The following is a 26,427-nucleotide window of genomic DNA, read 5'->3' as shown; positions in this document are numbered from 1 at the left end:
CAGAATGTCATATTGCGTGCGGGCCGGAATGCTCATAGCCTGCGGGAAGCGGGCTCGATTCCGGAGCCTGAGCGACCCCAGATACACACCGGAGCTCCTGTCGACCCGAGGCGGTTCATGACCGACGCTCGATCGCTCTATCGAACCTGGTGGCGAGACCGGGTCGATTATCGCTGGCTGGTCGACACTCTCCAATCCCATTCGGCGCTACGGGGATTCAAGATCATGCTCGGCGCCGGCGGCATCGTCATGCTGATGATCGCGGTACTGGCCGCGGTCGCGCAGGGGGATGTGTCGGGACCCCTCGGCTGGCAGGGCGGCATCGAAGCCGCGGTGGCGGGCGCGTGGACGCTGCGCTGGTGGCTGCTGCCGTGGCCGCGGGAAATCGAATCGCTCATCTGGATCGTGCTCTTCGACCTCGACACCACCGCCAACGATCTGCTGGCCCATGACCGCGTCATCGCGGTGCTGGGCATCGTGCTGCTCATGGCCATGGGCGGATACGTGACCGTGTTCCACGGCCCGCGCATCCTGGCTTTGCACGTCGGCTGGTCCATGCTGGCGACGGTCATGCTGGGCGTGCTCATCGCCCTGGGCTACCTGCCGAACACCGGGCGCAACGAGCCCGAACTCGGCGGCCGGCAGCAGGATATCGCCCTGGGCCTGGCCATCATCCTGGTGATGGCGGTGGTGGTCGGCGTCATCCTGCCGTTCGTGCAGCTGTGCCATTGGATCGTGCGGGTCGACGCGCAGTCGGATCCATTGACCAAACTGCTCAATCGCCGTGGCCTCGACGCCAATCTCGCCACGCACGTCGGCCGCTGCCGGCGGCGATCCGCGTATGTGGCCTCGCTGGATCTGGACCGGTTCAAATCCATCAACGACACCTTCGGGCACGCGTTCGGTGACGAAGCGCTGGTGCACACCGCCCAGCGATTGCGCGAGACCGTCGAATCCGATGCCCTGGTGGCCCGTACGGGCGGTGAGGAATTCGTGGTGGTCGGCTGCCTGCGCGAGGAACCCGCCGCGGTGGGGGAGCGATTGCGCGCGGCCATCGAAACCATGTCCGAGCTGCCCGTCACCATCACGGCCAGCGTGGGCGTCGCCATGATCGACGCCTCGCAGCCGGACATCGAATACACCGAAGCCACCTTCGAACGTCTGCTGCGCCGCGCCGACTACGCCATGTACCGGGCAAAACGGCTGGGCGGCAATACCACCGTGGTCGCCGGTGACGAGGAACCGCTCCCGGAGCTGCCGCCGCGTCCCATGACCGCGCTGCCCGAATCCCCAGTGCCCGAACATGATCGCGTGGCACGCTGACTGGCATGACGAACCAGTCCACCGGGCCGGCTCCGCGGGTCCATCAGCACCCGTTCGTGCCCTATTCCCCGCCGCGCCTGGATCAGGCCGAGGGGCTGCGCCGCGCCCGTGAATTCCATGATTTTCTCGAATCCCGGCGCAGTGTCAGGTTTTTCGCTCCCGATCCGGTCCCGCGCGAGATGATCGAGCTGGCCGTGGTGGCGGCCAATACCGCCCCCTCGGGCGCCCACCATCAGCCCTGGAAATTCGTGGCCGTCGCCGATCCGGACCTCAAGCACCGCATTCGTGCGGCCGCGGAACACGAGGAACGCATCAACTACGAGGGCGGCCGGCTGCCCGAGCCTTGGCGAGATGCCCTGGCTCCCTTGGAAACCGATGCCGACAAGTCCTATCTGGACGTGGTGCCCTGGGTGGTGGTGGTCTTCGCCGAGAAGAGCACGCCGAGGCCGGACGGGACGCTGCGCAAGAACTACTACGTGAACGAGAGCGTGGGCATCGCCTGCGGCCTGTTCATCGCGGCCCTGCACACCATGGGTCTCGCCACCCTGACCCACACCCCGAACCCCATGGCCTTCCTGTCGGAGATCCTGCACCGCCCGGCGACCGAGCGTCCGTACATCCTCTTCCCGGTCGGTTACCCCGCGCCGGACTGTGAGGTGCCGGATCTCCGCCGTAAGCCGCTTCCGGAGGCCCTGGAGATTTACTAAGGCAGCTTTATAAGTTAGCTTTAGTATATGGATGATGATCTGGATCCCGGGGCGGTCGCCGCCGTCCTGCTCAGGAGCATCAGCGTGCTGCTGCGGCGGGTACGCCAGGTGCCCACCCCGGGCGAGCTCACGATGCCGGAACGAACCGCGCTCTCCCGCCTGGAACGATCCGGTCCCACCACCTCCTCGGCGCTCGCCCGCGAAGTGCAGATCACCGCGCAGGCCATGGGCGCGACCATCAACGCGCTGCAAGGCCGCGGATTGATCGAACGCAGCCCCGACCCCGCCGACGGCAGACGCATGGTGCTGACGGTCACCGACGCCGGACGGCAGGCGCTCCAGGACAAGCGCGACGCGCGGAACGAACTCATCGCCGGCGCCCTGACCAGCGGCACGTTCACCCCCGAAGAGCTGAGACAGCTCACCGCGGCGGCGCCGCTGCTCGAGCGTCTGGCACAGCACATCTGATGCAGAAGAACCTGATGGAGGCGCCCGCCGCCACTCGGCCGGCGAGCGACAGATACAAGTGGACGGCGCTGACCAACACGACCGCGGCCGTGTTCATGTCCGCGCTGGACGGTTCGATCGTGCTGATCGCGCTGCCGGCCATCTTCCGCGGCGTGCACCTGGACCCGCTGGCTCCCGGCAATATCGCCTACCTGCTGTGGATGATCATGGGATACCGGCTGGTCCAGGCCGTGCTGGTGGTCACCGTGGGGCGGCTGGGCGACATGTTCGGCCGGGTGCGGATCTACAACGCCGGCTTCGCGGTCTTCACCTTCGCGTCGATCCTGTTGTCCTTCGATCCCTTCGACGGCGGCCACGGAGCGATGTGGCTGATCGGCTGGCGGGTGCTGCAGGCCGTCGGCGGGTCGATGCTCACCGCCAACTCGGCCGCGATCCTCACCGATGCGTTCCCCGCGGAACAGCGTGGTTTCGCGCTGGGGATCAATCAGGTGGCGGGGCTCGCCGGGATGTTCATCGGCCTGGTGGCGGGTGGTCTGCTCGCGGCCTGGGATTGGCGGGCGGTTTTCTGGGTGAACGTGCCGGTCGGAATCTTCTTCACGCTGTGGGCCTACCGCACACTGCGCGACACCGGGAAGCGGGCCGGCGGCCGGATCGATTGGTGGGGGAACCTCACCTTCGCGATCGGGCTGAGCGCCATCCTGATCGCGGTCACCTTCGGGCTGCAACCCTACGGCGGACACACCATGGGGTGGACCAATCCGCTGGTCGACATGCTGATCGTCGGCGGGCTGCTCTTGCTGGCGGCGTTCGTCGTCATCGAGAACCGGGTCCCCGAACCGATGATCCAGTTGAGCCTCTTCCGCTTGCGCGCCTTCACTTTCGGCAATCTGGCGGGCCTGGCCATCTCGATCGGCCGCGGCGGCATGCAGTTCGTGTTGATCATCTGGTTACAGGGGATCTGGCTGCCACTGCACGGCTACGACTACGGCAGTACTCCCTTGTGGGCCGGTATCTTCATGCTGCCGCTCACCGCGGGCTTCCTCGCCGCGGGACCGGTATCGGGGTACCTGTCCGATCGGATCGGCTCCCGCGGCATGGCCACCGGTGGTGCGCTGCTCTTCGGTGCGAGCTTCCTCGGCCTGATGCTGCTGCCGGTCGACTTCAGCTACTGGATCTTCGCAGTGCTGATCGCGCTCAATGGAATCGCCAGCGGCATGTTCGCCTCACCCAACTCGTCCTCGATCATGGGCAGTGTGCCGAGCGAGCTGCGCGGCGTCGCCTCCGGCATGCGGGCCACCTTCCAGAACTCGGGCACCGCCGTGTCGATCGGCGTGTTCTTCTCGCTGATGATCGCGGGACTGGCGAGCAGCCTGCCGCACAGTCTCGCCAACGGCCTGCAGCAGCAAGGCGTTTCGGCTCAGGTCGCCGCTCAGGTGGGGAACCTGCCGCCGGTGTCGTCGCTGTTCGCCGCGCAGCTGGGGTTCAGCCCGATCCAGCATCTGCTGCAACCCACCGGCGCGCTGGACAACTTGACCGCCGCACAGCAACAGACGCTGACCGGACGAGAGTTCTTCCCGCACTTGATATCCGGGCCCTTCCACTCGGGCCTGGTCATCGTGTTCGCCTTCGGCGCGACCCTCGCGGTCCTCGCCGCGATCGCCTCCCTGCTGCGCGGCGGCGCCGCCGGCCCGAAACAATCCATCACCCAGGGGAAATAAGCATGTTGACAACCATCGACCCACGGTCCGCGCTCGTCGTGATCGACCTGCAGCAGGGCGTCGTCGCCCAGCACGACGACCCGAGCATCGAACAGGCGACACGACTGGCCGCCGAGTACCGGCGGCACGGACTGCCCGTCGTGCTGGTCAATGTCACCGGCCGCGCGCCGGGACGCACCGACAACGGATCATCCGGTGGCGGTACGGCATTGCCCGCCGGCTGGGCCGACCTCATCGACGAACTCGAGGTCCAGCCGACCGATCACCTGATCACCAAGCGGCGGCGCAGCGCCTTCCACGACACCGGACTCGACACGCTGCTACGGGATCTGGGCGTCACCCAGGTCGTACTCGCGGGCATCTCGACCAGCGGCGGCGTCGAATCGACCGCCCGCTCGGCCTGCGACCACGGCTACCACGTGGTGCTGGCCACCGATGCCATGAGCGATCCCGACACCGCCGCACACCGGCACTGCCTCGACCGCGTCTTCCCCAAGATCGGCGAAACCGCCACCGTCGCCGAGATCGTCGCGAAGGTCGAGTCCACCCGATGAGCGTGCTCGGACGACTGCTGCACAACCGCAGAGCGGGTGACACCCACACGGCGTGGAACCTGCCGAACCTGCACGGCCCCGAACTGCTGACCCTCACCAGCCGGCACTTCGGCCACGGCGAGGCCATGCCGAAGGCCCACTGCGGCAAGAACATCGGCGGCGACAACCTGTCCCCGCATCTCGCCTGGACCCCGCCGCCTGCCGCCACCGCGCAACTGCTGCTGGTCGTCGAGGACATCGATGTGCCGCTGACCAAGCCCGCCGTGCACTGCGTCGCACTGGTCGATCCGGCGACCGCGCACCTGGAACCCGGCGCGCTGGCCGCCCGGACGCCCGGCCCCGGAGTGCGGGTGCTGCGCTCCACCATCGGCCGCGGGTACCAAGGCCCGGGACCCATCAAAGGTCATGGGCCACACCGCTATATCTTCCAGCTGTTCGCCCTCGAAACCCCGCTGGACAGCATTCCGGACGCACCTTCCCCCGACCGGGCACGACCTCGCGCCCTGCTCCCGGCGATCACCGCACCTGTCCTCGGCCGCGGCCGCCTGACCGGTACCTACGAGCGCTGAATCCCATGTCCTCCAGAAGAACACCGCAACTCCTGCTCCTCGCGCTCAGCTCGGCCCTGGTGCTGACCGCATGCGGGCACGACAACAGCAGCGCACCGGCGACGTCGTCACCGCATCCCGCCGCGACGCCGACCAGTGCACCGGCCGACCAACCCCTCGAGATCGACCCGGCCCACACCGCACTGCTGGTGATGGACATGGAACAGGGCATCGTCTCCCAGCTGGGCAGCAACGATTCCGCTGTCACCGATATCGCCGACGCCGAGCAAGCCAGCCGAAAAGCGGGTGTGGCAGTCGATTTCGTGACAACGGCCTTCGCTCCCGGCTACCCCGAGGTGTCGGCCGGCAACCAAGCCTTCGGCACGATCATCGGCAGCGGCAAGATGCTCGAGGGCAGCCCGGAAACTCGAATCGACTCCCGGGTCGCTCCGGTGGGCGACGAACCGGTGATCACCAAACATCGGGTGGGCGCCTTCACCTCCACGGGGCTGGACCAGATCCTCCGTGCCAAACAGATCGACACCCTCGTTCTCACCGGTGTGGCCACCAGCGGAGTAATCCTGTCGACCCTCCGCGTAGCCGCCGACCTCGACTATCGGGTAATTGTCCTGTCGGATTGCGTCGCCGACCCGGACCCGGAAGTCAATACGGTGCTCCTGAACAAAGTCTTCCCCACCCAAGCCGAAGTCATCGATTCCGCCCGGTACCGAACAGCATTGGGTTCCTGAGCATCCTCCAAATGGAAGCAATCGGTTGTAGCCTGGCGCGCAGTGCATTCGCCCGATCGGGTGAGTGCTTTGCGCCGGCGCGAGCGAGGATCGCAGAGGGCCTGGCGTTCAATGACTTTGGAGGGTCGAATGACGCGGAATCGGTTCGCTGTTGTCCAGTCGCTGGTCGTGGTCGGCATATTGCTGCTCGTGCTCGGAGTCGCGGGCTTCTCGCTGCATTACCAGGGAGTGGCCGTCGCTCTCTGGAGTGTGGGCGTCGTCTCGCTGCTCGGTGCCGGAATTGCCTGGACGGCGTTGAAACCCTCGAAGTGATCGCGGCGTCCGCCGCCATCGGTGTGTGGCGGTGGACATAATGTGTGGCGAACGGAGATCGGCGTCGTTAATATGGTTGCCGCGACGCGGGGAAGTTCCTGGATCTATAGCTGGGGGCCGAGTTGAGTTCCTCCGCGTCGTCCAAACACTTTCCGAGCCTCCGATCACTGTGATCGGGGGCTTGTTTCGCATTCCGCGCCGTCAACGCGCTCTCAGCGTCCCCACAGCGGCGCGCTGGCAGCCTGACCGGCATGACACCGCTGATCGCCGAGGACCTGCTGTGGCTGCTGCATGACGACCGCACCGGTGAACCCCTCGTCACCCGCCCCATCCTCGACCGCGTGCTCGCCGGAGCCGTCCTGCTCGAACTCACCACACCCACCACAGCCGAGACCGACCCGCTGCTCACCGACGCGTCGGCCCGAATCGGCGACACCGAGCTACGCCCCGTCGAACTCACCCAGCGCCTCGGTCGCGGCCTTCGTGCCGCCCTACTGGCCCGCCTCATCGCGGCCGGGAAGGTCCGTCGCGAGAATGCGCGGGTCCTGGGCGTATTCGCCGTTCATGGCTGGCCGACCACGGATGTCCTCGGCAAACAGCAACTGCGCCTGCAATTACGGCGCGTCCTACTCGACGCCCACGCCGCCGACGCCCGAACAGAAGCGTTGATCAAACTGCTCTCACTGGTCCACGCCCTCGGCCCCCAATGCGCCGACTGGGCACCGGAATTGATCGAGCACCGCGCCGAAATCCAAGGCCACCGACAACTGTGCCCAGCCACGGTAGCCGTCGTCGAACGCGCGGTCTGTCTCACCCAGGCCGCCCGCTTCACCGGCGCCGCCTGAACCGCTCACAGCGCGCGGGAGAGCGCGATGATGGCTCGGGTATCGCCTTCCATGCCCGGTTCCCGGGGTGGGGCGATGATCGTGGGGCGGGTGGGGGCGGTGGCATCGGCGCGGCGTTCGATGGCCGCGCGGACCAGGGCCGCCTGTTCCGCCGGGGTGTGGGTGGACAGCACCGAGACGGACAGGTAGGGGCTGAGACAGACGAGCCCGTCACGGCATTCGATCACCCGCCGGTAGTAGCGCATCCGCATCCGGCGGACAGTGAACCGGTCGCGCCGTCGGCTACGGCCGGGAAGCAGTGCGATGGTGGGAAACTCGCGGTACAAGATCTCCCACAGCGGCCGGAGTTCCTGGTAACGCCGCTTGGCCTGCACCCACAGGCGGATCTTCACGACCGCGGTGCGAGCACCGGGATAACCGACGCCGAGGAAGAACAGCGCAACGCCTGCCGCGAGCAGAGCGGGTGTCCAGGTCGCTGTGGCAGGCAGGATCGGAGTGCCGATGGTGAGGCGGCCGGCCTCCGCGACCACTCGGGGTACATGGTTGCCGAGACATGCGATGACCAGCCCGACGGCCGCGACCCGAAGCCCATTTCGGGTGTGGGCGAGGGCATGTCGTGCCGCCGTCCACGCGAGGTAGGCGCCGCACGCGGTGGCGTAGGCCATGAACAGGTTGCCGACCAAGTGGAAGACCAGCACCCCGGCCGGCCCCGACGCCTCCGTGTAGTCCCCGTAGTTGGCGCTCGACCTCGACGGGTCGGTGACCACGAAGGTGATGACCAGGACGGCGCCGGCCGCGACCGCCAAACCGAGGTCGGCGAGGAAGGGGCGGAGAGAAAGGTCGAACCGGCCTCCCGTCGTGCGCAGCAAACCCAGCAGCAGCACGAAGAAGAAGTTGAGCAGGATGAACTCGATCAATACCGGCGTTTGCCGGGGAAAACGCGTGCCCGGCAGGGCGACCACCAGCTGGGCCGTGAGCGCGGCGAGCACCAGCACCGTGCACGTGGTGACGATCTGCAAGCCGCGGTCCCGGGGCATGCCGGCCAGTTGCGATCCCTTCCACGCCGCCGCGATGGCCGCCGCGCACCACATGATCCCCAGCACGATCATCGCTACAGCCATCCCTGGTGAGCGTCGAACGCGCCACCGAGCCGCCGGCCCACCGCGGTCGTGGGCCGGCTTCCGGCACCGAGCTCGTCGAGCAGGACAGCCCATTCCTTGATCACGGTGGCTACCATCTCCGCCTCGCGTTCGGCGACGACGCCGTAGCCTTCCCGGCGCAGCATGCGCTGCACCACGCCGGGGGGAATGTCGGGGAAGATCTGCCCCCACAGGTCGTCGTCGTCCTCGTCGCCACCGTGTTCGCTGATGATGTGGCCGAGCTCGTGCAGGATGATGTGCTCCTGATGCGCCGGGGTCGTATCGCGCTGGTAGAGCACGTAATCATCGGTGTGCGTGCCGATCCACAGCCCGAAGGCGCCGGGGGTCGGCAACGGGTAGGGAACGAGCTTGATCGGCCTGCCCCGATGCTCGGACAGGCGCTCGCAGAGCAAGCGCACATCCAGGGGAGCGCCGATGTCGAGTTGCCGCAGTAACTGTTTCACCCCGCGGCGCAGGTGCGCTTCGCTACGCCAGTGCCGGCGACCGGTGTTCTCGGCCCGCACCGGTCACCTCCGGACCCCGGCGAGGTTGCTGATCGCCGCCGCGGTGCTGCGCGGGTGGGTTGCGGGGGCTTCGTGGCCGCCGTCGATGCCCACGAACTCGACGCCGAGGTCCCCGGCGAGGGTGCGGGCGCAGCGGTACTCCCAGCGTTCGCTGCCGCCGGTGCCGCCGGTCAGGGTGATGGGAACCTGCGCGATGACCGGGCGCAGCCGGTCGGCGTCGACACCGCTGGTGCGCACCGCCGGAAAGTCATGGGCGAAGAACCGGGTCAGGGTGGCGTTGATATCCCCGCGCGGTCGGGTCGGCGCGGCGCCGGGTTCGAGTTCGGGCTGTGCGCCCGCGAGGCCGACCATGTGGCGGATGGCCGCGCGTACGTCGGTGCGCGCGAGTTCGGCCACGTGGTCGAGTTCGCGTTCGCGATCCGGTTCGCGCAGCACGTCCGCCAAGGGCGGTTCGTGGGCGATCAGCGTGGACACCAGCTCCGGGTGGTCGACGGCCAGTTGGAGCGCGATCACCGCGCCGATGCTGGCACCCATCACGACGGCCGGTTCCCCGGCGACTGCCGTCAGCAGCGCCGCGGCGTCGGCGGCGTGCAGGCCGATCGTGGTGGTCGCGGTGTCGTCGACGGTGGAACGGCCCAGTCCGCGGCGGTCGTAGGTGATTACGCGCGCACCGTCACCGACGAGCTGCTCGACCAACTGCTCGGTGGCGTTGGCGTCGCCGATCCCGCCCTGGATCAGCAAGACGTTCCAGCCGGTTCCCCGGACCTCGTAGTACAGCGAGCCGCCCGGTACGGGCACCGTCCCGGAATGAGAGTCGGTCACGTCGTCTTCTCCTTGTCTCGCCTGGAATCCGAACGGTGCCGGCGTCGAAGCCTGCTCGCCGAGGGATTCGAGGTATTGCGTCAAGTCGTGTAACGCGTTGTCGCCCAGGTGATCCGAACTCGGGCGCAGGGCAATGAAAGGAATTCCCTTGTCGCGCTGTATGATCAGCAGATTCAGCTGCAGGAACGTGCTGTAGTACTGCTCGGGTTCGTCGGAAAGGAAGCTCTCCGGCATATCGAAGTAGCCCGCGAGCGCACGGAGCAGGCTCTCGCCCGGCCTCTGCGCCCCGGGTCGCCGCAGGGCTTCGATATCCTCCTCGGTCACCTGGTGACCCATGGATTTCGAAAGAGCCTGAGCCACAGTCAGTGTGCTGACCTCGCCACCATTATTGTCAATGATGGTGGCGAACAGTAGGTTCACCCGCTCCTCCAACGGGACGACTCCGCTGCGTGGACTCAACCGCCTTCTCCCTCAATCAGACTGATCCGGTTCAGCTTAGACCGCCACCGCTTCGAGAAGGTGTCGGCCAGGATGGGGTCCAAGTCTGTTGCGGTGCCTGCGAGCCAGCGCCGGTACTGCTGGTTCTCCCGTTCGGCGCCCGTGGCCGTCGGTGGCGTCGCCAGCACCGCGCCGATGAGTCTCTCGATGTTCGTGGGCAGTGCGTTACCCGGACCGCCCGCCCGCTCCAGCACTTCGGTGGCCTGCGCGGCCGCGAGCCGGCCGACGGCGACTCCGAGTTGCGCCTTCACCGCTTGTGCGGCTTCCCGGGCCGCATCGGGGAGATCGGCGCGGTCGCAGAGCTGGAAACAACGATCGGCGGCGGCGATCAGCGCGTCCACGAGTTCGACGTCGAGCTCTACCACACGGAAGTCGAGCGGATCGTGTTCACCTCTACCCCGGGGCTGCGAACCGCGAGCATCCGCTACCGAGGGCTGCTCACCCAGTGTCATCGGGTCGCCGCCGTGCAGCGCTCGCGCCGCGCTGCCCTCGGTCCAGCGCAGACCGATGTCGAGCTGTCGCAGCGTCGCCGGACTCGGTGGTGCGGTATTCGATTGCGGGTTCTCGATCCGTGCCATCGTCGCGACGGAAGGTCCGCCGGCCAGGCGCACATCCGGCCGCGAGAGCCCCAGCTCCTCGCGCCTTTCGGCCACGATCCGGCCGAACCGCTCCTGCAGTTCCCACGTCACCACGGCGCAAACCCTATGCGTCCCATGCTCGATGATCTTCCTTCCCACCCTCGGATTCACAACAACGACGTCACCTACCACTCACAGATCCCTCAGCCTGAGCCGAAAACCACTCACTGTCCACTCAATTGGGACTCATGATATGTTTGCGGCACCTCAAAACAGTAGACGGTGAGTGAAGTCCGGTGCACCGTTCCGCGACGAGGTGGCCGGGGAACCAGCCCACCGGCCATCCGAGAGGGTGTCGTCCGAAGGGGGGTCGGCACCCTCCGGCTGGCCGGTGAGCGACCGGCACACGTGGAACGCAAAGAAGCCCTCGACCGAAATACTCGGTCGAGGGCTTCTGTGTGGTGCGCCATCAGGGACTTGGTCACACTTTCTCCGCCCACAGCCAGGCTGTAGGGGTTCATGTGCTAGACGGTAGCCCTCGGATCGAGGCCGGTCAAGGTAATGAAATCGGCGATTCGGTCTACGACGTGGCGCTGAACGGGAAGGACAATTTCGACATCGATCGCGCGGTACTGGATCAGGTTCGTACTGCGCCGAAAAGCTGATCCGCGCACCACGAAACGCCAGTTCATGCGCATCGGTCGACTGAACCGTGAGGTCATCGTGGTTCTAGTAGCCGCCTACCTCGACGCCATCCGATGACGATCGGTACCTCGGCAGCAGGATTCATTTGGCGGCGCCCTCATGCCCGGGACGGGACCGGGCAACCGCCCGGCGCAACGAGATTGCGAAGACAACCGCTATCAGGAGCGGAAGCAGCCACCAGGCGTTGACGCCGGAATGCGCGAGCGCCGCGGTGATGGCAAGGCCGAGAACGACTCCGGCGGCGGCGACCCAGTCGTCGCCGACGATGAAGTCGTACCAGAACGCCAGAAAAGCCTTGATGTACCTCACGACGCGACCTCCGTAGCCGGCCGCGGCGCAGCCTTCAGCTGTCGCATCAGGGCGGCCACCGCGAGCGCGCCCGCCGCGACGGCCGGTATCAGCACCAACAGGGCGGCATCGGCGTGCGGCCACCTCACCCCGGCGCCTTCCCCGGCCCAGAAGATGCCGAAGGACGTCAGCATCACGCCCACAACGAATTTCATGGTGTTCTCCGGAACCCGTGCCAGTGGCGCACGCACCGCCACGCCGACGAAGGCGACGACGAGCACGGCGAGCGTGGCCCCGAGCGCGGCGAGTGGCACGTCGTGCTGATTGGCGCCGAAGGTCACCACGATGAACACCACCTCGAGCCCTTCGAGGAACACGCCCTTGAACGACAGCGTGAAGGCGTACCAGTCGCGGACGATCCCGCGGCCGCCGGGCTGCGCCTGATCGGCTGCGGCGACCTGCTTCCGATAGGCCGCGGTCTCGTCGTGCAACGCCTTATAGCCCGAGGCGCGCAGCACCGCCTTGCGCAGCCATTGCAATCCGAAGATCAGCAACAGTGCGCCGACCACGGTCCGTAGACCGGTGAGCGGGATGAACCGCACCGCGGGGCCGAGCACGGCAACGACGATGGCCAAGGCGGCCAGCGCCGCGCCGACTCCCTGTAGAGTCGAGCGCCATTGCCGGCTCGTGCCTGCCGCCAGCACTATGGTCAATGCTTCGACGGCTTCGACGGCGCAGGCCAGGAAAACCGTGACGGCAAGGGCGAATCCGCCTCCGTTCATCGGAGACCGCCTCGTGGCGGGACGTAGTTCGGCTGGATTTCCATGCGACCTCCGGGATCGATGTCAGCGGGTGCCGAGTTCGGCGAGTTCGAACAGGGCGTGCAGGTCACGCATCGCCTCCACGCTCGCTGCCAAGGCCAGGACCGGCACGGCGATCGCCAGGACGATGGCGAGGAGATCTGCGCGGGCCGGCGTGGTGAGCATGGCCGCGACCCGCCGGGGGATCGGGCCCGCGCCGCGCAGCGAAGGCGCGGGCCCGCCGGTCATGCCGAGGGCGATCGACGGTGGTGTGGGGTCGCGGCGGCTGATGAGCGCGGCTTTACCGATGGTGCGAGCGACCAGGCGACGGTCGCCGACGGTTGCCGCCGCGTGCTCGTCGGCCCATCGTTCCGTCGTGTATCGCACGGCGTCCGCCAATGAGCGCAGGAATGGATTGGTAGCACAGGCCAAGTCGACCAGCGCTACGAACAGGTGATGCCGTCCGGTCAAATGGGCATGTTCGTGGGCCAGGAGCGCCTGCTGCTCACGGGCGTCGAGTGCGTCCAGCATTCCGGTGGACACCACGATCCGTCCCGGCCGGCCCGGCACGGCGTAGGCATCGGGGGCAGGATCGTCGACCACTGCCACTCGCGCTCCACCGGGTAGCCCTCGCGCGGCGCGTGCGGCTTCGAGCACCGCGGCCGTGCGGCGGAGCAGCATGCGCGCCGCCGCCGTCGAAGCGACCGACAACACCGCCCCCGCCACCAGCGCGACGACCAGGGAAGCGGGGTCGTCGCGGCGCAGCACGCTCGCTGACCAACGCCCGAGCGCGGCGAAGAACGGCAACTGCCCGACCGCGGTCGCGGTCAATACGCTCAGGGCAATCCCATTGGCGGCGGCCAACATTGCCGCGGCGATGGTCAGCAGCCAGGTCCCCGCCCGCGGCGAGAGTCGTGCCGACAGCCAGCGTGCCGTCAAGCTTGCCGGCGCCGGAAGCAACAACGGTAGATACACAGCGATGTGCATGCTCACCTCCTTCGTGTAACCAGTGCGTGCGACTAGCGGTCGACGCCGTTCGGCTCGATCGCGTCGAGCCCGGCCGCACCGAGAAGTCCGCGCAGCAGTCGCTCGTCACGGTCGGACAACTCGCCGACGAAACTCGCCAGCACCGCGGCCCGGTCACCTTCGGCATCGAGCACTCGGCGCATCTTTCCGGCCGCGAGACGCGCAGGATCGGTTTCGGCGCGGTAGGCGAAGGCGCGCCCGGTCCGGGAACGCTCGAGTACACCGTGTGCATGAAGTCGCGACAAGGTTGTCACGACCGTCGAGTACGCCAGCTCTCCGGCGCCCGCCGCGCCCAGCCGCTCGGATACCTCGCCCGGAGTCAGCGCGCCCGGATGGCCGCGCAGAATCTCGAGGATCAGGCCCGACAGTTCGCCCGCTCGCCGGCGCGACGGTTGCCCCTCCTCGCGCGAGTCCTCGCGGTGCGGGGGCGTCTCGCGGCTTCGCTCTCGTCTCACGGTGCCCATTGAATCATCTTCTACCCATCGTGTAGAACTTCTACGGAAGATGTAGAACCGGGGAACCGGGTCCGCCATGCACGCATCGTCCACCGATACCTACGAGGACAACTCCGGATGACCAGTACGACAGCAGGATTGGCTGAACCCATCGAGCCCGGCGACGGAAAACTCTGGCAGATAAACAGAATCGCCCGCGCCACCCCGTGGCTGCACTCCGTCATGTACGACTACGCCACCTACGGGGTGATCCTGTTCGCGGCGTTGCTGGTCGCCGGATGGTGGACAGCGCGCCGCAGCGGGGATCCCGCGCGCATGGCCGCCGCCGTATGGGCCGGGTTGGGGACCCTGCTCGCGGTGGCGATCAACCAGCCGATCGTGCAGGCCGTGCACGAAACCCGGCCGTACAACGCCGTTCCCGGCCTTCTCGTGCTCGCGGACCGTAGCAGCGACCCCTCCTTTCCCAGTGATCACGCCACCATGGCCGGCGCTGTGGCCGCCGGGCTGTTCCTCGTTCATCCCCGCCTCGGGAAGATCGCCATAGCGGCCGCCGCGTTGATCGCCTTCGCCCGCGTCTACATCGCCGCTCACTACCCCCACGACGTGCTCGCCGGACTCGTCCTCGGTGCCGTGGTCGTGCTCGCCGGTTGGTTCCTGCTGCGCGGTGCCCTCACCGGACTTGTCGCATTCGTGTCCGGCACCCGGATACGCGCGCTGGTCACCGCCGGTTCGGCTGAAATCGTGGAGCCTCGCTGAGAGTGCAGTCGGCCAGGGCGGCGCTAGGGGAATCGAACCGGCGGAGGGACTGTGCAGCTTCCTTCGGCGCGATGCACCGCCTGGGTTTCAGCGCACAGCCCGGGTGAACTCGGCGTCGAGCCGGTGATATCGGTCGGGTGCCCAGGCCCGGGACGGGGCTCAAACGAATCGAATGATCGACAGTGTGCCGGCGATGATGCAGTAGGTCGCGAACGGGAGCAGGGTGCGCGTTCGGAAGTACCGCTCCAGATAGCGCACGGCCAGCCATGAAGACGCCCCGGATATGAAGGCGCCCAGCAAGACCGGGCCACGGATCGCGGCGATCCTCGGTTCGGCCAATTCCGGTAGCTCGAACAGCCCCGCGCCCAGAATCGTCGGAGTGGCGAGCAGGAAGGCGAATTTGGCGGCGTGCTCGTTCTCCAGCCCGCGCCACAGGCCGCCGACCATGGTGAGACCGGCGCGGCTGAAGCCGGTCAGCAGCGCGCCGGCCTGCGCGATGCCGATACCGAGGGCATCCATTGTCCCCAAAGCCGCGAGTGGGCGGTCGGCCTGGCGGCGCTGCGTCGGTGATCCGGTGAGGAAGGCCCGGTGGGCTTCGCGCCGCCCGAACCGGCGGCCGTATTCCAGCAGTGAGGGCTCGTTGCGGCGGCGCAAGCCCTCGCCGACGACCAGGACCACACCGTTGACGGTCAGAAAGATGCTGGTGTCGACGGGTGTATCGAACAGTGCGTGCAGCGGGCGATCGAGCAGGGGGCCGAGGACGGCGACCGGGAGGGTCGCGAGAACTATCAGCCAGGCGAGCCGTTGCGGCACGGTGACCGCACGCCGGGTCCGCAAGGTGGATGCGAAGCCGGTGACAATGGCCAGCCAGTCCCGCCAGTAGTAGGCCAGCAAAGCCACCGCGGTGGCGACATGCAGGGCGACCACGAACGCCAGATACGTTGCGCCCCTTCCTGATCGGCCGATGGTCACCTGCTTCCAATTGCCGCCGACCCAATCGGCGACCAGCACGGAGTGCCCAAGGCTCGAGATCGGGAAAAGTTCGGTCACACCCTGCACTGCACCGATGACAATCGCTTGCGAGTAGGTGATCATCCGCCCGAGTGTGGCATGGGATTCTCGGCATCACGCTGGCACCCCCGCCGGGGTGCAGATTGCCTGAATTGTCTTTTCTGCCAAGGTCTTCCGGATCGCTGGCTTCCGTATCCAGTGAGATTCGGGTCGCGCGCACCGAATGGTCCGTAGCCGTTCGGGAACTCGGCAGCCGGGTGCGGTAGGCCCCCGATTCCGGGCCGCGGGCAGCGATTCGAATGTCGGGGACCGGGTAGCCGTCCCATGCTCTTCCCCGACAAGCGGCATCCGTGCCGTCGAGATTGGAACGACACTATGATCCGAAGGAAAGTGACGCTCTCCGGCGACGACTCGACGGTCTATGTCGAGAAGCAATCCGCGGTGTGGACGTGGCAGCTGGGAATCGTCGCGGTGTCGCTGCTGATGCTGGGCTTCGTCGGTATGGGTGCGACGATCACGGCCCTCGCCGACGGTTTCACCGGCTGGAGCTGGGTAGCCGCAGTCTTGACGCTGGCCGTATTCGGTGGCGCCGGTTGCGCGTTCGTGATCGGCAAACGACGTAACCGGCGGCCCTGCACCGAGGTTTACAGTCCCGACAATCCCGCCGCCGTACACGACCTCGACCGGGTGGACGGCGAACCGCGACGATTCCCGTGAGGTGATACCGCCCTACCCGCGCTGGGCCGGTTCGCAACCGCCGCCGGTCGAGTCCGTCACTTGCGCCGCCACCAAGGCGTTCTCGATTCGGGGGACTCGTGGCCCGGGCACCACTGAGCGGGCTCGACCGTGGCGCGGACTCGCTCGATATGAGCGCCGCATCCGGACCAGGTCGTCTTGCCGCAGGTGCGGCAGCGGGCGGGGGAGCACATCAGCGGTCCGCCTCGGGGGTGCGTCGGATGACCGGCGGCCCCTGATAAGGGCGATGCAGCGCGGCGAACCCCGGTGTGGTAGCGGCGGTGACGATCGCGGACAGCAGTCCCGAACCGCTTTTGGCGCCAGGGTTTTCGGTAAGAACCGGGCCCAGGAAGGCATGCCCGTCCACGACGACGATGGGACTGCCGCCGCGGCCGCCCAGCGCGTCCTGGCTGGCGTGATGGAGTCGAGCGACCTCGGTGTCGGTGCCGGCATCGTCGAGGCGCTGCGACAGTGCGGGGTCGAGACCGGCGTCGGTGAGCGCGGCGCCGACGGAATCGATGTCGACGGCTCGTCCCTGCTCGTGGAGCCGCGTGCCGATCGCCTGATACAGGGCCGCGAATGCGGCTGATCCGCCGCGTTCGCCGGCGGCGGCGAAGACGCGGCCGAGTCGCCGCGACCGGCTCATCATCGCCCGATGGCCCTCGTCCACGTCGTGTCCCTCGTTGAGTACGGCCAGGCTCATCTGGCGCAAACGGACTCGATGCTCGGTGCCGTCGGCGGCGGCGAGCAGCCAGTGGGAGGTCACCCATGCGAACGGGCACACCGGGTCGAGATAGAGGTCGATATCGGCCATCAACGAACTCCTCGAGGATCGGATCGGTGGTCGCCGGGACATCAGCGGCGGTGAAAGCGTGTCGCCTTACACTATACCCCCTGGGGTATAGTGTAAGGAGGTTCGAGAAAGGACGACATCCATGGTCGGCGACGAAGACGCCATCGCTCAGATCCTCAACCGACTGCGACGCGCGCACGGTCAGCTCGCCGGGGTCATCTCCATGATCGAGGACGGTCGTGACTGCAAGGACGTCGTCACTCAGCTCGCGGCGGTCTCGAAAGCCCTCGACCGTGCAGGCTTCAAGATCGTCGCCACCGGGCTGCGGGAATGTCTCACCGGCGCCACCGAACACGGAGGTGCGCCCATGACACAGGACGAACTGGAAAAACTCTTCCTCGCGCTGGCCTGACGTCTCCCGGGCGTCGGTATTCAGCCTCTCTCGGATAGGAGCTCGTTATGGATCTGGCCCTGTCGACCACCCTGCGTACCACTTTCGACGACGCGATCGAGCGCACCCGCGCGGCGTTGGCGGATCAAGGATTCGGCATCCTCACCGATATCGACGTGCGTGCCACCCTCAAAGCCAAGCTCGACCACGACATGGAGGACTACCGAATCCTCGGCGCATGCAACCCGCCGCTGGCCCACCGCGCCGTGGACATCGACCGCCAGATCGGGCTGCTGCTGCCTTGTAACGTCGTCGTCCGCCGCGACCTGGCCGACGCCGGCGCCATCATCGTCGAGGCCATGAACCCGCAGCTGATGGTCCAGGTCACCGGCGAACCGGCACTCGATCCCGTCGCTGCCGACGCCACCACCCGCTTGCGCGCGGCGATCGCCACACTGCGCTCGACGCCGAACTGACTCGTCCGCGGCAAACACTGTTGCACTGCAAGGGGATTCGGTGTCGTCGCCGGCCGTCAGCGCACGACCGCCGTGTCCTCGGCTGCGGTCTCGGCCGGTGCTTTTCGCCGCGGCCGGCACACAACGGCCAGCGCGATGCAGAACACCACCAGTGACGTCCAGTCGTTGAGCCGTAGTCCGAAGATATGGTTGGCGTGGTCGACACGCAAGGCTTCGATCCAGCCGCGACCGACGGTGTACGCGGCGACATAGGCGGCGAACAGTTTGCCGCGCGGCACCCGATAGCGGCGATCGATCCACAACAACAGCAGCCCGACGCCGAGGTCCCACAGCGACTCGTACAGGAAGGTCGGGTGGTAGAGGCCGACATAGGGGCTGTCGGCGGGCCGGTGTGCCGGGTCGATCTCCAGTGCCCACGGCAGTGTGGTCGCCGCGCCGTAGAGCTCCTGGTTGAAGTAGTTGCCCCAGCGGCCGATCGCCTGGGCGATCACCAGACCCGGAGCAAGCGCGTCCCCGAGGTCGAGGAGATTGATTCGGTGTTGCCTGCAGCCGATCCACGCACCTACCGCGCCCAGTGCGACTGCGCCCCAAATGCCCAGGCCGCCGTCCCAGATGTAGAAGGCGCGCACTGGATCCCGTCCCGCAGCGAAATACAGTTCGGGGTCGGTGATCACGTGGTACAACCGACCGCCGACTATCCCGAACGGAACAGCCCAGAGCGCGACGTCGAGGATGGCCTCGGGATCATGCCCACGCGCGGCCCAGCGGCGGCGAGTCAGCCAGATCGCGACGATGATCCCCGTCAGGATGCAAAAGGCGTACGCGCGCAACGGGAACGGCCCGATATGCCAAACTCCCTGGGCAGGGCTCGGCAAATACGCCAGCACCATTGTCGATTCCTCCTCGTCGGCCGTGCGAGTACCCCGGCTCGTGCATACCGGGTCGGTGTTGTCGGCCGACCACCGCGAGATACCCAACCACGGCGTGGGTGCGAGCGGAAATATCGGGTGCCGGATTCTCAGCGTCGTCTCAGCGGCGAAGGAAGGCTCGAGCCGTGACCGCCGCATGTCATCGATTCGGACCCGTCGTGCGAGGAACCGAGCGAACGCATCGAACGATCGCTGCACGTGGACGCGCCCAGCCGAATTGCGCTATGGTCCAGAAAAGTTCGGCAGGAGGGTGGATCCGACGCACATACCCCGACAGGCTGGACCGCCGTGCCGAACACGACCTTGCCACATGGATCGGCGCAGCCCGAGGCGGCTTCGTGGGTCGAGGCTTCTGGGCGAGTGCCCGGAGCGAACGGGTAACCGTCTCGAGATTCCGTGGGTGCGGCACGAAGCGAGAAGGCTGGTCGACATGCGCTTGACCGAGAGGAAGGGTCTTGGCGCGATCTTCGGGGTGTTCGTCGTGGCGGCGACGGTGTGCACTGCGCAGGCCGGTTACGGCGATGTGGTCCGCACGGTCGCGCATCCGGTGGTCGTCTCGGATTCGCAGTACCGGTTCCCCGTTGAATGGGCCGGGAATTTCACCTTCGACTGGAGCGGCAGCGGCGGCATCGATCTCACAACCCCCGAGGCCACCTATGTCCGTGCTTTCGCCGAGGCCGAACGGCTTTCCGATGCGGTAGGCGCTGCGCTTTCGTATCCGGGCTACGCCCATGCGACGGCGGCGGTCGAGTGGCTGCGCACTCCACCTGGCGGCGTCTACCCGCCCGGCGCGGCCGAAGGGGATTGGTCCCTGCGGTGGGCCGGCACCTTCCGGGCTCGAATACTGCGCATACAACCTGCCGGCGACGGCTTCACCGCCGCCTACTGCCTGGACTTCGGCAATGTCGCCGAATCCGAGGACGGCGGAAAGACCTACCGTTGGATCCGGGATATCGAAGCCGGAGACCCTCACCGGGGCTGGGTGGAGTGGCTCACGACCCGCGCTGAACCGGGCGGCTCTTCCTCATCGCGGAATCGTTCGGCGGCTTACTCGATACAGGAGCGCGCGCCGCGCTTCAACGCTTTCTCGAAGTGGCAGGTCACCGACGTTTGGGGTCCATCTCCGCGCACGCCCGAGGACGCGGTGACCGCGACCGAGTGCACGAACTGGATATCCGATCCGATCGCCGACGGCGCGAGAGCTCCGATCGCTCCGCCGACTCCACAGCCCGCCTATCCGGGCTGGCCGCATATCGGATAGCCCATCCGATCACCGCCGTCGTGCCCCGCCCGGTCACAGTCCGGCACCGGGCTGCGGGTTCAGGACCTGCCGGAGGTGCCGGTGTGGAGAACGGGATCCGCACGGGTATCGATAGCGCGGGCCAGCTCGTCGAGCGCGGGCATCGCCGCGCCCAGCAGGTGCTGCCAGCCGGGGTGCAGGTCGGCCAGTGCGGCGCGCAGGATGTCGGTGTTCGTCGACTGCCATGACCGCACCGCGTCTTGGCCTGAGGCGGTGAGGGTCAAAGTGACCGCGCGACGATCGTCGTCCCCGGGCGCGCGGGTGATCATGTCCTGTGCGGACAGCCCGTTGACCAGTGTGGTCACCGAGTTCGGTGCCAGGCGCAACAGGCGGGCCAGCTGTCCGGGGCGGATGCCAGGATGCTCGGAAACACACGACAGCAGCTCCAATTGGGCCACCGCGAGGGTATTGGCCGGATCGGCGGCTCGAGCGGCACGGCGCATCGCCCGCCGCAGGCACGCGATTACTTCGGCGAGCGCACTTTCATCGGGCCGTGCGAGCAGCGTGGGCACCGATTCGGCAGGCGGCGTGGTCATCGACGACTCCTCGTTCTCGTGCGGTTGCCCGGACGCTGCTCTGGCGGTCAATACCGTCGTCGCAGCCGCGAGGCCCGCGAACACCAGCAGTCCCGCGAGCGCGATTCTCGGTGCGACGGAAACGTTTCCGGTCTGTCCGCCCAGGTGCAACGCCAGCGTTACCACGGCGACGCCCCCCGCCGTCCCCAGTCCGCGGCTCATGCTCACCAGCCCGCCGCTGGTTCCGGCCCGGCCCGCAGGGATGGCGCTCATGATGGCGGTGTTGTTGCTCGGGATGAACACTCCCAGGCCGAGTCCGAGCACGCCGAGCCAGAGGAACGACCACCATGGCGTCGCAGGCGAAACTGCCAGCGCCGCAAGCGCTGTCACCGCGGCGCCAACCCCGATACGCTCGCGGCGGCGGCCGTCCCAGCGGTCCGGGAGCATGCGTGCCCCCGCGACAGCGGCGACGGCGAATCCCAAGGGAAGCGCGGTCAACACGACACCCGTGCTTCCCGCACTCGCGCCGCGCAACTGCGGAAAGAGAGCCAGCGGACCGAACAGCACCAGATACGCCGCACCCGCGCCGATCAGACCGGCCCACACGGCAGGTGGTCGCAACAGACTCATATCGACCAGAGGTTCGCGGACGCGGCGCGACCACCGCGCCATGCCCACGATGCACAGCGCCGATACCACCCCCGCCGCGACCGCGGTCCACGCCGGCACCGGAAGCCCGGACAACGCGGAGACCGCGAGCAGCGCGCCGCAGGTCCCGCCTATCAGCAGAAGCAGTCCACGCCAATCGAACTCGCGGATCACGGTGCGCTGGCGGGTACGCGGGAGCAGGAAGTGACCGGCCACCAGTGCCAGGCACCCGACCGGGACGTTCACTCCGTACACCCACCGCCAGTCGGCCGACGCGACGAGCGCGCCGCCCACGGCCGGACCCAGTGCCAGACCCAGTGCTTGCGCCCCCGCCTGAATTCCGAGCGCGGCGCGCATGCGTTGTGGGGGCACGCTGGTCACCACCAGCGCGACGCTGTTGGCCTGCAGCATCGCCGCGCCGACGGCCTGCACGATCCGGAACCCGATCAGCCATCCCAGCCCGGGCGCGAGCGCGCACGCCGCTGACGCCACGGTGAAGACCGCGAAACCCTGCAGATAGACGAACTTTCGGCCGATCGCGTCGGCCACCCGCCCGACCGAGACCACCAATCCGACCAGGGTCAGCAGATATGCCAGCGATATCCACTGCACCCCGGCCAGCGGAGCCCCGAACTCCCGCTGCACAGCGGGGAAGGTCAAAGTCACGATGCTGGCATCGAGTTGACCCATGAATGCGCCCAGGCACACCGATCCCACCGCGAACCAGCCCGCCTTCGGGTGCTCACGAACGATCCGAGGCCGCGCCGACTCGACGAACACGTGAACCTCCGAGCATATCCAACGATTTAATTCTAGAACAGAATGTTCATGGGGGCCATGCCGCATCTGTTGACCTCGCCATATCGCCCTATCGCGCGTAAGTGTGTTTATTATCAGCAATTTTCATGATCGGCGTGCACCGGTCCGCGGGCTCGGATTCATGTGGAGGTGTGGCATCACTTCTTGAACAGAAGTTAATCTCGAGTTTGCCGACAGGTGTGGACCGTGTCGGGCAGGGGCATATTCCGGTCTTCGACCTGTCCGGCGCAGGGGGCGCGTCCATGGCACTCTGTCGAACATGGACAACAAGGTTGCCGAGACAATCGCCGCGCTCTCGGACGGGCGATCCGGCGCCGGCGCGACAAGATTCCCGATGTCGTTGGATACACGAATCTTCCTCGGCATCAATGACTTTGCTCGCGCCACGCCGTGGCTGCATCCGGTCGTCTCGGCGTACGCCGGCGTGGCCGCGGGAGTATTTGCAGGTCTCGCCCTGACCGGCGTATTTGCAGCCCGCCATCGCGGCGGTATCGGCACGATGGCTGCGGCGCTGTGGGTACCTGTCGCCATGGTGCTAGCGGTTCGAGTGAACCAGCCACTCGCCGCGTTCCTCGGCAAAACGCGCCCGTACGTCAGCCACGCGGGCATTCTCGTTCTTGGCAACCACGCCGGGCCGACGTTCCCGAGCCATCGAGCGGCGGCGGCGGGCGCAATCGTGGCGGGGCTGCTCTTGGTCCACCGCTACCTTGCGCTGGCCGCCGCCGCAGCGGCTCTCGCACTCGCTTTCGCCGATGTCTACACTGCCGCCCATTACCCCCAGGATGAACTCGCCGGCTTGATTCTCGGCGCCGCCGTCTGCCTCATCGGGTTCGACCTGACCCGCCATCCGCTGTGCTGGTCACTGCGATTGCTCGGCCGCACCAGATTTCGACGACTGATCACCGATACCCCTGGTCCGGACCCCGCCTCGACCGGCCGGCCGGACGGCCATGAGCCTCGCGTATTCCGATGACTATGGGTATGCGGCGGGTTTCACGGAATTCGCAATAGCGTTGAACCCAGTTCGAGGACATGGACTGTACTGCTCAGTCCTGTCGTTGGCCCGTGGCGGTGGTATAGGTCACCGGCCAGCACACAACCCCGGGTGAATGGTCATGACCGATGCCACGTTCGATGGTGGCGGGCCGCTGTCCGAGCCGAGCCAGGGCCGCCTCGAGGTTGAGACGGATCAGGGCATCGAGCGCGGCCGGTGCCATCGCCTTCGGAAGAAAGACATTCATCCGCCCCGTGCGTGATTCGGTCATCGACCGATCCTGGCCCAGGATCCGCCGCGGGGGAGGAGCTTCGCGGCAAATCGATCCAGGCGATGCCATCTTTCGTCTGGAGAAGCAGCTACCCGAAACCGTGAATGACGTTCAAATTCGGCTGGAACCGGCCCGGGCGTCCGGCCGGAGGTTCAGCTGCCGCTGCCGTCTTCGGATTTCGTCGCGGCGGCCCGGTCATGCCACGCGGCTTTCGCGCCGCTGTCGCCGATGCGATAGACCTCGACCACGGAGCCGACGGATACCGCCAAAGCCAGTACGGCCACCGCGATGAGCGCGATTGTGTTCGCACCCTTCGTTTTCGATCGCTCGGCCGGCCACGGTACCCGCCCGCGAATCTGCTCGTTGTTCAGGGCCCACCACACGGCGGAAATCAGAAAGACCGCCGCTGACCAGACCAGCAGGTCATCGCCGAGACGCGCGTGCAGTCGTGTCAACGGGTCACGGCTGGTGTGGTGTTCGAGCCACTCTCCGGCGTGTGTGGTCAGTGGTACCGCGACGAGCGTGACGAATGCGGTCAGCGGAGTGATCAGGCCGAGGCGGTGCTGCGCGGCGGGCCAGAGCACCGAAAATGCCAGCAGCAGCGCAGTCACCGGCACCATCACGACGACGATGTGCACGAGGAGAACGTGTGCGGGCAGCCCGTTGATCGTGGTCGGTCCCAAGACGGTTCGCTCCTTGAATGGCGGTGCGCGGTGGTTTGTCGAGTGCACTGTATGGGCCGGTTCTTGGAGGTTTCTGGGAGTGAGGGGGACCCTGCTCAATGACCTGCAGAGGGCAGGTGGATCGTGAAGATCGCGCCCAGCCCGGGTGCGCCGGCGACAGTGATGCTGCCGTGGTGTGCGTCGACGATCTCGCGAACCAAGGCCAACCCGATCCCGTGCGCACGGGTGCCCGCGCTGTGGCCGTCACCGTGAGCGAACCTCCGGAACAGCCGCTCGGCATCACGGGGATCGAGTCCGGTACCGGTGTCGGCGACGGTCACGCTGACCTCATCGCCGGAGCGCGCAAGGCGCACGGTGACTGTCCCGCCGGGCTTTTCGTGATTCAGTGCGTTGTCGACAAGGGCGAACACCGCGCGCCGGAGCGCCGGGCGGACACCGTCGACGGTCAGCTCTCCGGTCGGTGTCTCGTTAATCGTCTCGACGGTAATACTTCGGGAATCGGCTTGTACGGCAAAGCTTTCGCAGACCTCACGGCACAGCTCGAGCAGATCGACTGGCTGTCGGCGTCCGGGTTCGTGCTCGGCGGACGCCATAAGGAGCAGGTCGTCGACGACCTCGGCGAGTGCGCGAGTATCGGCGACGATCCCGCCCAGTTGTCGACCCAGCTCCTCATCCAGGTCGGTCCGGCGGGCGAGCAGTTGCGCGCGGGTGTGTAACACGGTCAGCGGCGCGCGCAATTCGTGCGATGCGTCGGCGACGAAGCGGCGCTGCAGTGCCAGCGCGGCGGCCAAGGGTCGAATCGCACGGCGCGAAAGCACCACGGCCGCACCGGCAGCCGCGGCCAGACCAGCCAGTTCGGCGGCCAGCAACGCGACCACCAGCCGCTGCCGCCCCTGTTGCCAGGGCTCCAGATCCAACAGCACCGCGACGCGCCGACCGGACTGGTCGGCCACCAGCGCTCGGTACTCCATCCCGCTCGTATGCACGTCCCGGTAGCCCGCCGGACCGGTCACGACGGTGGCGGCAGGTGCAGGCGCGTGTGCGCTGAGGGAGATCCGGCCGTGCTCGGCAATGGCGATCGCCATCCCCGGGGGCGGATCTTCGACATCGTTGACGGTGCTGACCACCTGCGACAGTTGATCGTCGATCTGGCGTCGCTGGATGTGCACGTCGGCGCCGTACAGCACCGCTCCGACCACCACCAGCACCGCCGCGAGCGCGAGCGCCGACTGCGCCGCAGCCGTCCGGGCAGTGCGCCGCAGCACGGTCAACTCGGTCGGTATCGCGGCCGTGCGGATGCGTCGATGAACCCTCACCGGTTGCCGAGCCGATAGCCCAGTCCCCGAATCGTGTCGACCGCATCACGGCCGAGTTTGCGGCGCAGGTAGTGCACGTACGTATCGACGGTGCCGAGGGTGTCCGCTCGGTCGAAGACCATTGCGAGCAACTGAGATCGGGTGAACACCTGCCGCGGTGACCGAGCCAGCACCGCGAGCAGCGCGGACTCGCGCTCGGACAACGACACCTCGCTCTGCGTACCGCGCGGATCGATCACAGTCCGGGTTGCCGGCACCAAGCGGCGCGGGCCGACCGGAAGCGACTCCGAAGCCGCGAGGTGCCGGCGATGCAGGGCCCGGATCCTTGCCAGCAGTTCCGGAATTTCGAACGGTTTGACCAAGTAGTCCTCGGCACCGGCGTCGAGGCCCTCCACCCGATCCAGCACCGCGCCCCGCGCGGTGAGCACCAGCGCCGGGGTCACGACCGCTCGCTCGCGCAACGCCCGCAGCAGGTCCAATCCCTCCAGCACCGGCAACCCCCGGTCGATGATCAGTACCTCGAATTCCTCGGTCAACCCCCGATGTAAACCCTGCTGCCCATCGCTGGCCGTCTCGACCCGGTATCCCTCCTCGACGAGCAGCATCGACACCATCGCGGCGAGCCGGCGGTCGTCCTCGACCAGCAACACCCGGGGTCCATCGACATCGGAAACGAGCATGCTGCCAGCCTGCCACTGAAAGTCGTGGCGCGTTCTGCTCGCAGCCGTCGC

Annotated in this window: 32 protein-coding genes; 15 read left to right on the top strand and 17 right to left on the bottom strand. The window is 67.2% G+C overall.

Going from position 1 to position 26,427, the window contains the following annotated elements:
- Positions 1 to 117: 117 nt before the first annotated feature.
- The 9 genes from ACH438_RS45095 (at position 118) to ACH438_RS45055 (ending at position 7,224) form a co-directional block, all read left to right on the top strand.
- A complete protein-coding gene (locus ACH438_RS45095; RefSeq protein ID WP_397017268.1) occupies positions 118 to 1,323 on the top strand; it encodes a diguanylate cyclase domain-containing protein in 1,206 nt (401 codons plus the stop codon).
- A 5-nt stretch (positions 1,324 to 1,328) separates the two neighbouring features.
- Entirely contained in the window at positions 1,329 to 2,030 is a 702-nt protein-coding gene (locus tag ACH438_RS45090; RefSeq protein WP_397017266.1) for a nitroreductase family protein, read from the top strand.
- Between the two features lie 27 nt (positions 2,031 to 2,057).
- Positions 2,058 to 2,498, top strand: a complete 441-nt coding sequence (locus ACH438_RS45085) for a MarR family winged helix-turn-helix transcriptional regulator (RefSeq protein ID WP_397017264.1) — start codon at positions 2,058 to 2,060, stop codon at positions 2,496 to 2,498.
- Complete coding sequence (locus ACH438_RS45080) at positions 2,498 to 4,216, top strand: MFS transporter (RefSeq protein WP_397017262.1); 1,719 nt, start codon at positions 2,498 to 2,500, stop codon at positions 4,214 to 4,216. The genes ACH438_RS45085 and ACH438_RS45080 overlap by 1 nt, the downstream gene beginning before the upstream one ends.
- A 2-nt stretch (positions 4,217 to 4,218) precedes the next feature.
- Complete coding sequence (locus ACH438_RS45075; RefSeq protein ID WP_397017260.1) at positions 4,219 to 4,770, top strand: cysteine hydrolase family protein; 552 nt, start codon at positions 4,219 to 4,221, stop codon at positions 4,768 to 4,770.
- A complete protein-coding gene (locus tag ACH438_RS45070; protein WP_397017258.1) occupies positions 4,767 to 5,339 on the top strand; it encodes a YbhB/YbcL family Raf kinase inhibitor-like protein in 573 nt (190 codons plus the stop codon). Before ACH438_RS45075 ends, ACH438_RS45070 begins: the two co-directional genes overlap by 4 nt.
- Positions 5,340 to 5,344: 5 nt before the next feature.
- Entirely contained in the window at positions 5,345 to 6,067 is a 723-nt protein-coding gene (locus tag ACH438_RS45065; RefSeq protein WP_397017256.1) for a cysteine hydrolase, read from the top strand.
- Positions 6,068 to 6,196: 129 nt separating this feature from the next.
- Positions 6,197 to 6,379, top strand: coding sequence for a hypothetical protein (locus ACH438_RS45060; RefSeq protein WP_397017254.1), 183 nt, complete (start codon positions 6,197 to 6,199; stop codon positions 6,377 to 6,379).
- A 251-nt stretch (positions 6,380 to 6,630) separates the two neighbouring features.
- Positions 6,631 to 7,224 (top strand): GPP34 family phosphoprotein, encoded by a 594-nt coding sequence (locus tag ACH438_RS45055; protein ID WP_397017252.1) that lies wholly within the window; start codon positions 6,631 to 6,633, stop codon positions 7,222 to 7,224.
- A 5-nt stretch (positions 7,225 to 7,229) separates the two neighbouring features.
- On the opposite strand, the gene ACH438_RS45050 is transcribed toward ACH438_RS45055, so the two are convergent.
- The 9 genes from ACH438_RS45050 to ACH438_RS45010 form a co-directional block, all read right to left on the bottom strand.
- The gene (locus ACH438_RS45050) at positions 7,230 to 8,345 is read right to left on the bottom strand and encodes an MAB_1171c family putative transporter (RefSeq protein ID WP_397017250.1); all 1,116 of its coding nucleotides are present in this window, start codon (positions 8,343 to 8,345) and stop codon (positions 7,230 to 7,232) included.
- Positions 8,336 to 8,887 (bottom strand): hypothetical protein, encoded by a 552-nt coding sequence (locus ACH438_RS45045; RefSeq protein WP_397017248.1) that lies wholly within the window; start codon positions 8,885 to 8,887, stop codon positions 8,336 to 8,338. The genes ACH438_RS45050 and ACH438_RS45045 overlap by 10 nt, the downstream gene beginning before the upstream one ends.
- Before the next feature lie 3 nt (positions 8,888 to 8,890).
- On the bottom strand, positions 8,891 to 10,168 hold the full coding sequence (locus ACH438_RS45040) for an alpha/beta fold hydrolase (protein ID WP_397017246.1): 1,278 nt from the start codon (positions 10,166 to 10,168) through the stop codon (positions 8,891 to 8,893).
- Positions 10,165 to 10,899, bottom strand: coding sequence for a multiprotein-bridging factor 1 family protein (locus ACH438_RS45035; protein ID WP_397017244.1), 735 nt, complete (start codon positions 10,897 to 10,899; stop codon positions 10,165 to 10,167). The genes ACH438_RS45040 and ACH438_RS45035 overlap by 4 nt, the downstream gene beginning before the upstream one ends.
- A gap of 410 nt (positions 10,900 to 11,309) precedes the next feature.
- Complete coding sequence (locus ACH438_RS45030) at positions 11,310 to 11,483, bottom strand: hypothetical protein (RefSeq protein WP_397017242.1); 174 nt, start codon at positions 11,481 to 11,483, stop codon at positions 11,310 to 11,312.
- Between the two features lie 88 nt (positions 11,484 to 11,571).
- Complete coding sequence (locus tag ACH438_RS45025) at positions 11,572 to 11,799, bottom strand: hypothetical protein (RefSeq protein WP_397017240.1); 228 nt, start codon at positions 11,797 to 11,799, stop codon at positions 11,572 to 11,574.
- Positions 11,796 to 12,560: a COG4280 domain-containing protein gene (locus tag ACH438_RS45020; RefSeq protein WP_397017238.1), complete on the bottom strand. Its 765-nt coding sequence runs from the start codon at positions 12,558 to 12,560 to the stop codon at positions 11,796 to 11,798. The genes ACH438_RS45025 and ACH438_RS45020 overlap by 4 nt, the downstream gene beginning before the upstream one ends.
- Before the next feature lie 63 nt (positions 12,561 to 12,623).
- Positions 12,624 to 13,565, bottom strand: a complete 942-nt coding sequence (locus ACH438_RS45015) for a M56 family metallopeptidase (protein WP_397017236.1) — start codon at positions 13,563 to 13,565, stop codon at positions 12,624 to 12,626.
- Positions 13,566 to 13,597: 32 nt separating this feature from the next.
- The gene (locus tag ACH438_RS45010) at positions 13,598 to 14,059 is read right to left on the bottom strand and encodes a BlaI/MecI/CopY family transcriptional regulator (protein WP_397017234.1); all 462 of its coding nucleotides are present in this window, start codon (positions 14,057 to 14,059) and stop codon (positions 13,598 to 13,600) included.
- A 117-nt stretch (positions 14,060 to 14,176) separates the two neighbouring features.
- On the opposite strand from ACH438_RS45010, the gene ACH438_RS45005 reads away from it, so the two are divergent.
- Complete coding sequence (locus tag ACH438_RS45005) at positions 14,177 to 14,815, top strand: phosphatase PAP2 family protein (protein WP_397017232.1); 639 nt, start codon at positions 14,177 to 14,179, stop codon at positions 14,813 to 14,815.
- 159 nt (positions 14,816 to 14,974) lie between these two features.
- Here ACH438_RS45005 and ACH438_RS45000 read toward each other — a convergent pair whose 3' ends face one another.
- On the bottom strand, positions 14,975 to 15,910 hold the full coding sequence (locus tag ACH438_RS45000) for an undecaprenyl-diphosphate phosphatase (RefSeq protein ID WP_397017230.1): 936 nt from the start codon (positions 15,908 to 15,910) through the stop codon (positions 14,975 to 14,977).
- A 306-nt stretch (positions 15,911 to 16,216) separates the two neighbouring features.
- On the opposite strand from ACH438_RS45000, the gene ACH438_RS44995 reads away from it, so the two are divergent.
- On the top strand, positions 16,217 to 16,543 hold the full coding sequence (locus ACH438_RS44995; RefSeq protein WP_397017228.1) for a hypothetical protein: 327 nt from the start codon (positions 16,217 to 16,219) through the stop codon (positions 16,541 to 16,543).
- A gap of 211 nt (positions 16,544 to 16,754) precedes the next feature.
- Here the strand turns inward: ACH438_RS44995 and ACH438_RS44990 are convergent, their stop codons facing one another.
- The gene (locus tag ACH438_RS44990; protein WP_397017226.1) at positions 16,755 to 17,375 is read right to left on the bottom strand and encodes a DsbA family protein; all 621 of its coding nucleotides are present in this window, start codon (positions 17,373 to 17,375) and stop codon (positions 16,755 to 16,757) included.
- Between the two features lie 121 nt (positions 17,376 to 17,496).
- Between ACH438_RS44990 and ACH438_RS44985 the strand changes: the two genes are divergently transcribed.
- Both ACH438_RS44985 and ACH438_RS44980 read left to right on the top strand, forming a co-directional pair.
- Positions 17,497 to 17,766 carry a metal-sensitive transcriptional regulator gene (locus ACH438_RS44985; protein ID WP_397017224.1) on the top strand — a complete coding sequence of 90 codons (270 nt, stop codon included), beginning with the start codon at positions 17,497 to 17,499 and terminating at the stop codon, positions 17,764 to 17,766.
- Between the two features lie 47 nt (positions 17,767 to 17,813).
- A complete protein-coding gene (locus ACH438_RS44980; protein WP_397017222.1) occupies positions 17,814 to 18,221 on the top strand; it encodes a DUF302 domain-containing protein in 408 nt (135 codons plus the stop codon).
- Between the two features lie 56 nt (positions 18,222 to 18,277).
- On the opposite strand, the gene lgt is transcribed toward ACH438_RS44980, so the two are convergent.
- Complete coding sequence (lgt, locus tag ACH438_RS44975) at positions 18,278 to 19,111, bottom strand: prolipoprotein diacylglyceryl transferase (RefSeq protein ID WP_397017220.1); 834 nt, start codon at positions 19,109 to 19,111, stop codon at positions 18,278 to 18,280.
- A 469-nt stretch (positions 19,112 to 19,580) separates the two neighbouring features.
- Between lgt and ACH438_RS44970 the strand changes: the two genes are divergently transcribed.
- Entirely contained in the window at positions 19,581 to 20,411 is an 831-nt protein-coding gene (locus ACH438_RS44970; RefSeq protein ID WP_397017218.1) for a hypothetical protein, read from the top strand.
- A gap of 59 nt (positions 20,412 to 20,470) precedes the next feature.
- Here ACH438_RS44970 and ACH438_RS44965 read toward each other — a convergent pair whose 3' ends face one another.
- Complete coding sequence (locus ACH438_RS44965) at positions 20,471 to 22,393, bottom strand: MFS transporter (RefSeq protein ID WP_397017216.1); 1,923 nt, start codon at positions 22,391 to 22,393, stop codon at positions 20,471 to 20,473.
- 298 nt (positions 22,394 to 22,691) lie between these two features.
- Here ACH438_RS44965 and ACH438_RS44960 point away from each other — a divergent pair, with 298 nt between their 5' ends.
- Positions 22,692 to 23,405 carry a phosphatase PAP2 family protein gene (locus tag ACH438_RS44960; protein WP_397017214.1) on the top strand — a complete coding sequence of 238 codons (714 nt, stop codon included), beginning with the start codon at positions 22,692 to 22,694 and terminating at the stop codon, positions 23,403 to 23,405.
- Positions 23,406 to 23,478: 73 nt separating this feature from the next.
- Here the strand turns inward: ACH438_RS44960 and ACH438_RS44955 are convergent, their stop codons facing one another.
- The 4 genes from ACH438_RS44955 to ACH438_RS44940 all read right to left on the bottom strand — a co-directional run bounded on the left by ACH438_RS44955 (position 23,479) and on the right by ACH438_RS44940 (position 26,376).
- On the bottom strand, positions 23,479 to 23,697 hold the full coding sequence (locus ACH438_RS44955; RefSeq protein ID WP_397017212.1) for a hypothetical protein: 219 nt from the start codon (positions 23,695 to 23,697) through the stop codon (positions 23,479 to 23,481).
- 152 nt (positions 23,698 to 23,849) lie between these two features.
- Positions 23,850 to 24,380, bottom strand: coding sequence for a hypothetical protein (locus ACH438_RS44950; RefSeq protein WP_397017210.1), 531 nt, complete (start codon positions 24,378 to 24,380; stop codon positions 23,850 to 23,852).
- Positions 24,381 to 24,475: 95 nt separating this feature from the next.
- Positions 24,476 to 25,588: a sensor histidine kinase gene (locus tag ACH438_RS44945; RefSeq protein ID WP_397017208.1), complete on the bottom strand. Its 1,113-nt coding sequence runs from the start codon at positions 25,586 to 25,588 to the stop codon at positions 24,476 to 24,478.
- Between the two features lie 104 nt (positions 25,589 to 25,692).
- Positions 25,693 to 26,376: a response regulator transcription factor gene (locus tag ACH438_RS44940; RefSeq protein ID WP_397017206.1), complete on the bottom strand. Its 684-nt coding sequence runs from the start codon at positions 26,374 to 26,376 to the stop codon at positions 25,693 to 25,695.
- Positions 26,377 to 26,427: the final 51 nt, after the last annotated feature.

The sequence above is a fragment of the Nocardia sp. NPDC020380 genome, from assembly GCF_044386975.1.
In the GTDB taxonomy this organism is placed as follows: Bacteria; Actinomycetota; Actinomycetes; order Mycobacteriales; family Mycobacteriaceae; genus Nocardia.
The sequence above is the reverse complement of the archived record's forward strand: the minus strand, read 5'-3'. Positions and strand labels throughout refer to the sequence as shown.

What these genes read in the sequence shown, in the direction of transcription:
- ACH438_RS45020 (WP_397017238.1), bottom strand. Translation starts at nt 12,560, where the DNA reads ATGAACGGAGGCGGATTCGCCCTTGCCGTCACGGTTTTCCTGGCCTGC.
- ACH438_RS45000 (WP_397017230.1), bottom strand. Translation starts at nt 15,910, where the DNA reads ATGATCACCTACTCGCAAGCGATTGTCATCGGTGCAGTGCAGGGTGTG.
- ACH438_RS44960 (WP_397017214.1), top strand. Translation starts at nt 22,692, where the DNA reads ATGGACAACAAGGTTGCCGAGACAATCGCCGCGCTCTCGGACGGGCGA.
- ACH438_RS45005 (WP_397017232.1), top strand. Translation starts at nt 14,177, where the DNA reads ATGACCAGTACGACAGCAGGATTGGCTGAACCCATCGAGCCCGGCGAC.
- ACH438_RS45060 (WP_397017254.1), top strand. Translation starts at nt 6,197, where the DNA reads ATGACGCGGAATCGGTTCGCTGTTGTCCAGTCGCTGGTCGTGGTCGGC.
- ACH438_RS44955 (WP_397017212.1), bottom strand. Translation starts at nt 23,697, where the DNA reads ATGACCGAATCACGCACGGGGCGGATGAATGTCTTTCTTCCGAAGGCG.
- ACH438_RS45050 (WP_397017250.1), bottom strand. Translation starts at nt 8,345, where the DNA reads ATGGCTGTAGCGATGATCGTGCTGGGGATCATGTGGTGCGCGGCGGCC.
- ACH438_RS44970 (WP_397017218.1), top strand. Translation starts at nt 19,581, where the DNA reads ATGCGCTTGACCGAGAGGAAGGGTCTTGGCGCGATCTTCGGGGTGTTC.
- ACH438_RS44985 (WP_397017224.1), top strand. Translation starts at nt 17,497, where the DNA reads ATGGTCGGCGACGAAGACGCCATCGCTCAGATCCTCAACCGACTGCGA.
- ACH438_RS45055 (WP_397017252.1), top strand. Translation starts at nt 6,631, where the DNA reads ATGACACCGCTGATCGCCGAGGACCTGCTGTGGCTGCTGCATGACGAC.
- ACH438_RS45090 (WP_397017266.1), top strand. Translation starts at nt 1,329, where the DNA reads ATGACGAACCAGTCCACCGGGCCGGCTCCGCGGGTCCATCAGCACCCG.
- ACH438_RS45065 (WP_397017256.1), top strand. Translation starts at nt 5,345, where the DNA reads ATGTCCTCCAGAAGAACACCGCAACTCCTGCTCCTCGCGCTCAGCTCG.
- ACH438_RS45095 (WP_397017268.1), top strand. Translation starts at nt 118, where the DNA reads ATGACCGACGCTCGATCGCTCTATCGAACCTGGTGGCGAGACCGGGTC.
- lgt (WP_397017220.1), bottom strand. Translation starts at nt 19,111, where the DNA reads ATGGTGCTGGCGTATTTGCCGAGCCCTGCCCAGGGAGTTTGGCATATC.
- ACH438_RS45070 (WP_397017258.1), top strand. Translation starts at nt 4,767, where the DNA reads ATGAGCGTGCTCGGACGACTGCTGCACAACCGCAGAGCGGGTGACACC.
- ACH438_RS45015 (WP_397017236.1), bottom strand. Translation starts at nt 13,565, where the DNA reads ATGCACATCGCTGTGTATCTACCGTTGTTGCTTCCGGCGCCGGCAAGC.
- ACH438_RS44990 (WP_397017226.1), bottom strand. Translation starts at nt 17,375, where the DNA reads ATGGCCGATATCGACCTCTATCTCGACCCGGTGTGCCCGTTCGCATGG.
- ACH438_RS45080 (WP_397017262.1), top strand. Translation starts at nt 2,498, where the DNA reads ATGCAGAAGAACCTGATGGAGGCGCCCGCCGCCACTCGGCCGGCGAGC.
- ACH438_RS44940 (WP_397017206.1), bottom strand. Translation starts at nt 26,376, where the DNA reads ATGCTCGTTTCCGATGTCGATGGACCCCGGGTGTTGCTGGTCGAGGAC.
- ACH438_RS45030 (WP_397017242.1), bottom strand. Translation starts at nt 11,483, where the DNA reads ATGCGCATGAACTGGCGTTTCGTGGTGCGCGGATCAGCTTTTCGGCGC.
- ACH438_RS44980 (WP_397017222.1), top strand. Translation starts at nt 17,814, where the DNA reads ATGGATCTGGCCCTGTCGACCACCCTGCGTACCACTTTCGACGACGCG.
- ACH438_RS45075 (WP_397017260.1), top strand. Translation starts at nt 4,219, where the DNA reads ATGTTGACAACCATCGACCCACGGTCCGCGCTCGTCGTGATCGACCTG.
- ACH438_RS45085 (WP_397017264.1), top strand. Translation starts at nt 2,058, where the DNA reads ATGGATGATGATCTGGATCCCGGGGCGGTCGCCGCCGTCCTGCTCAGG.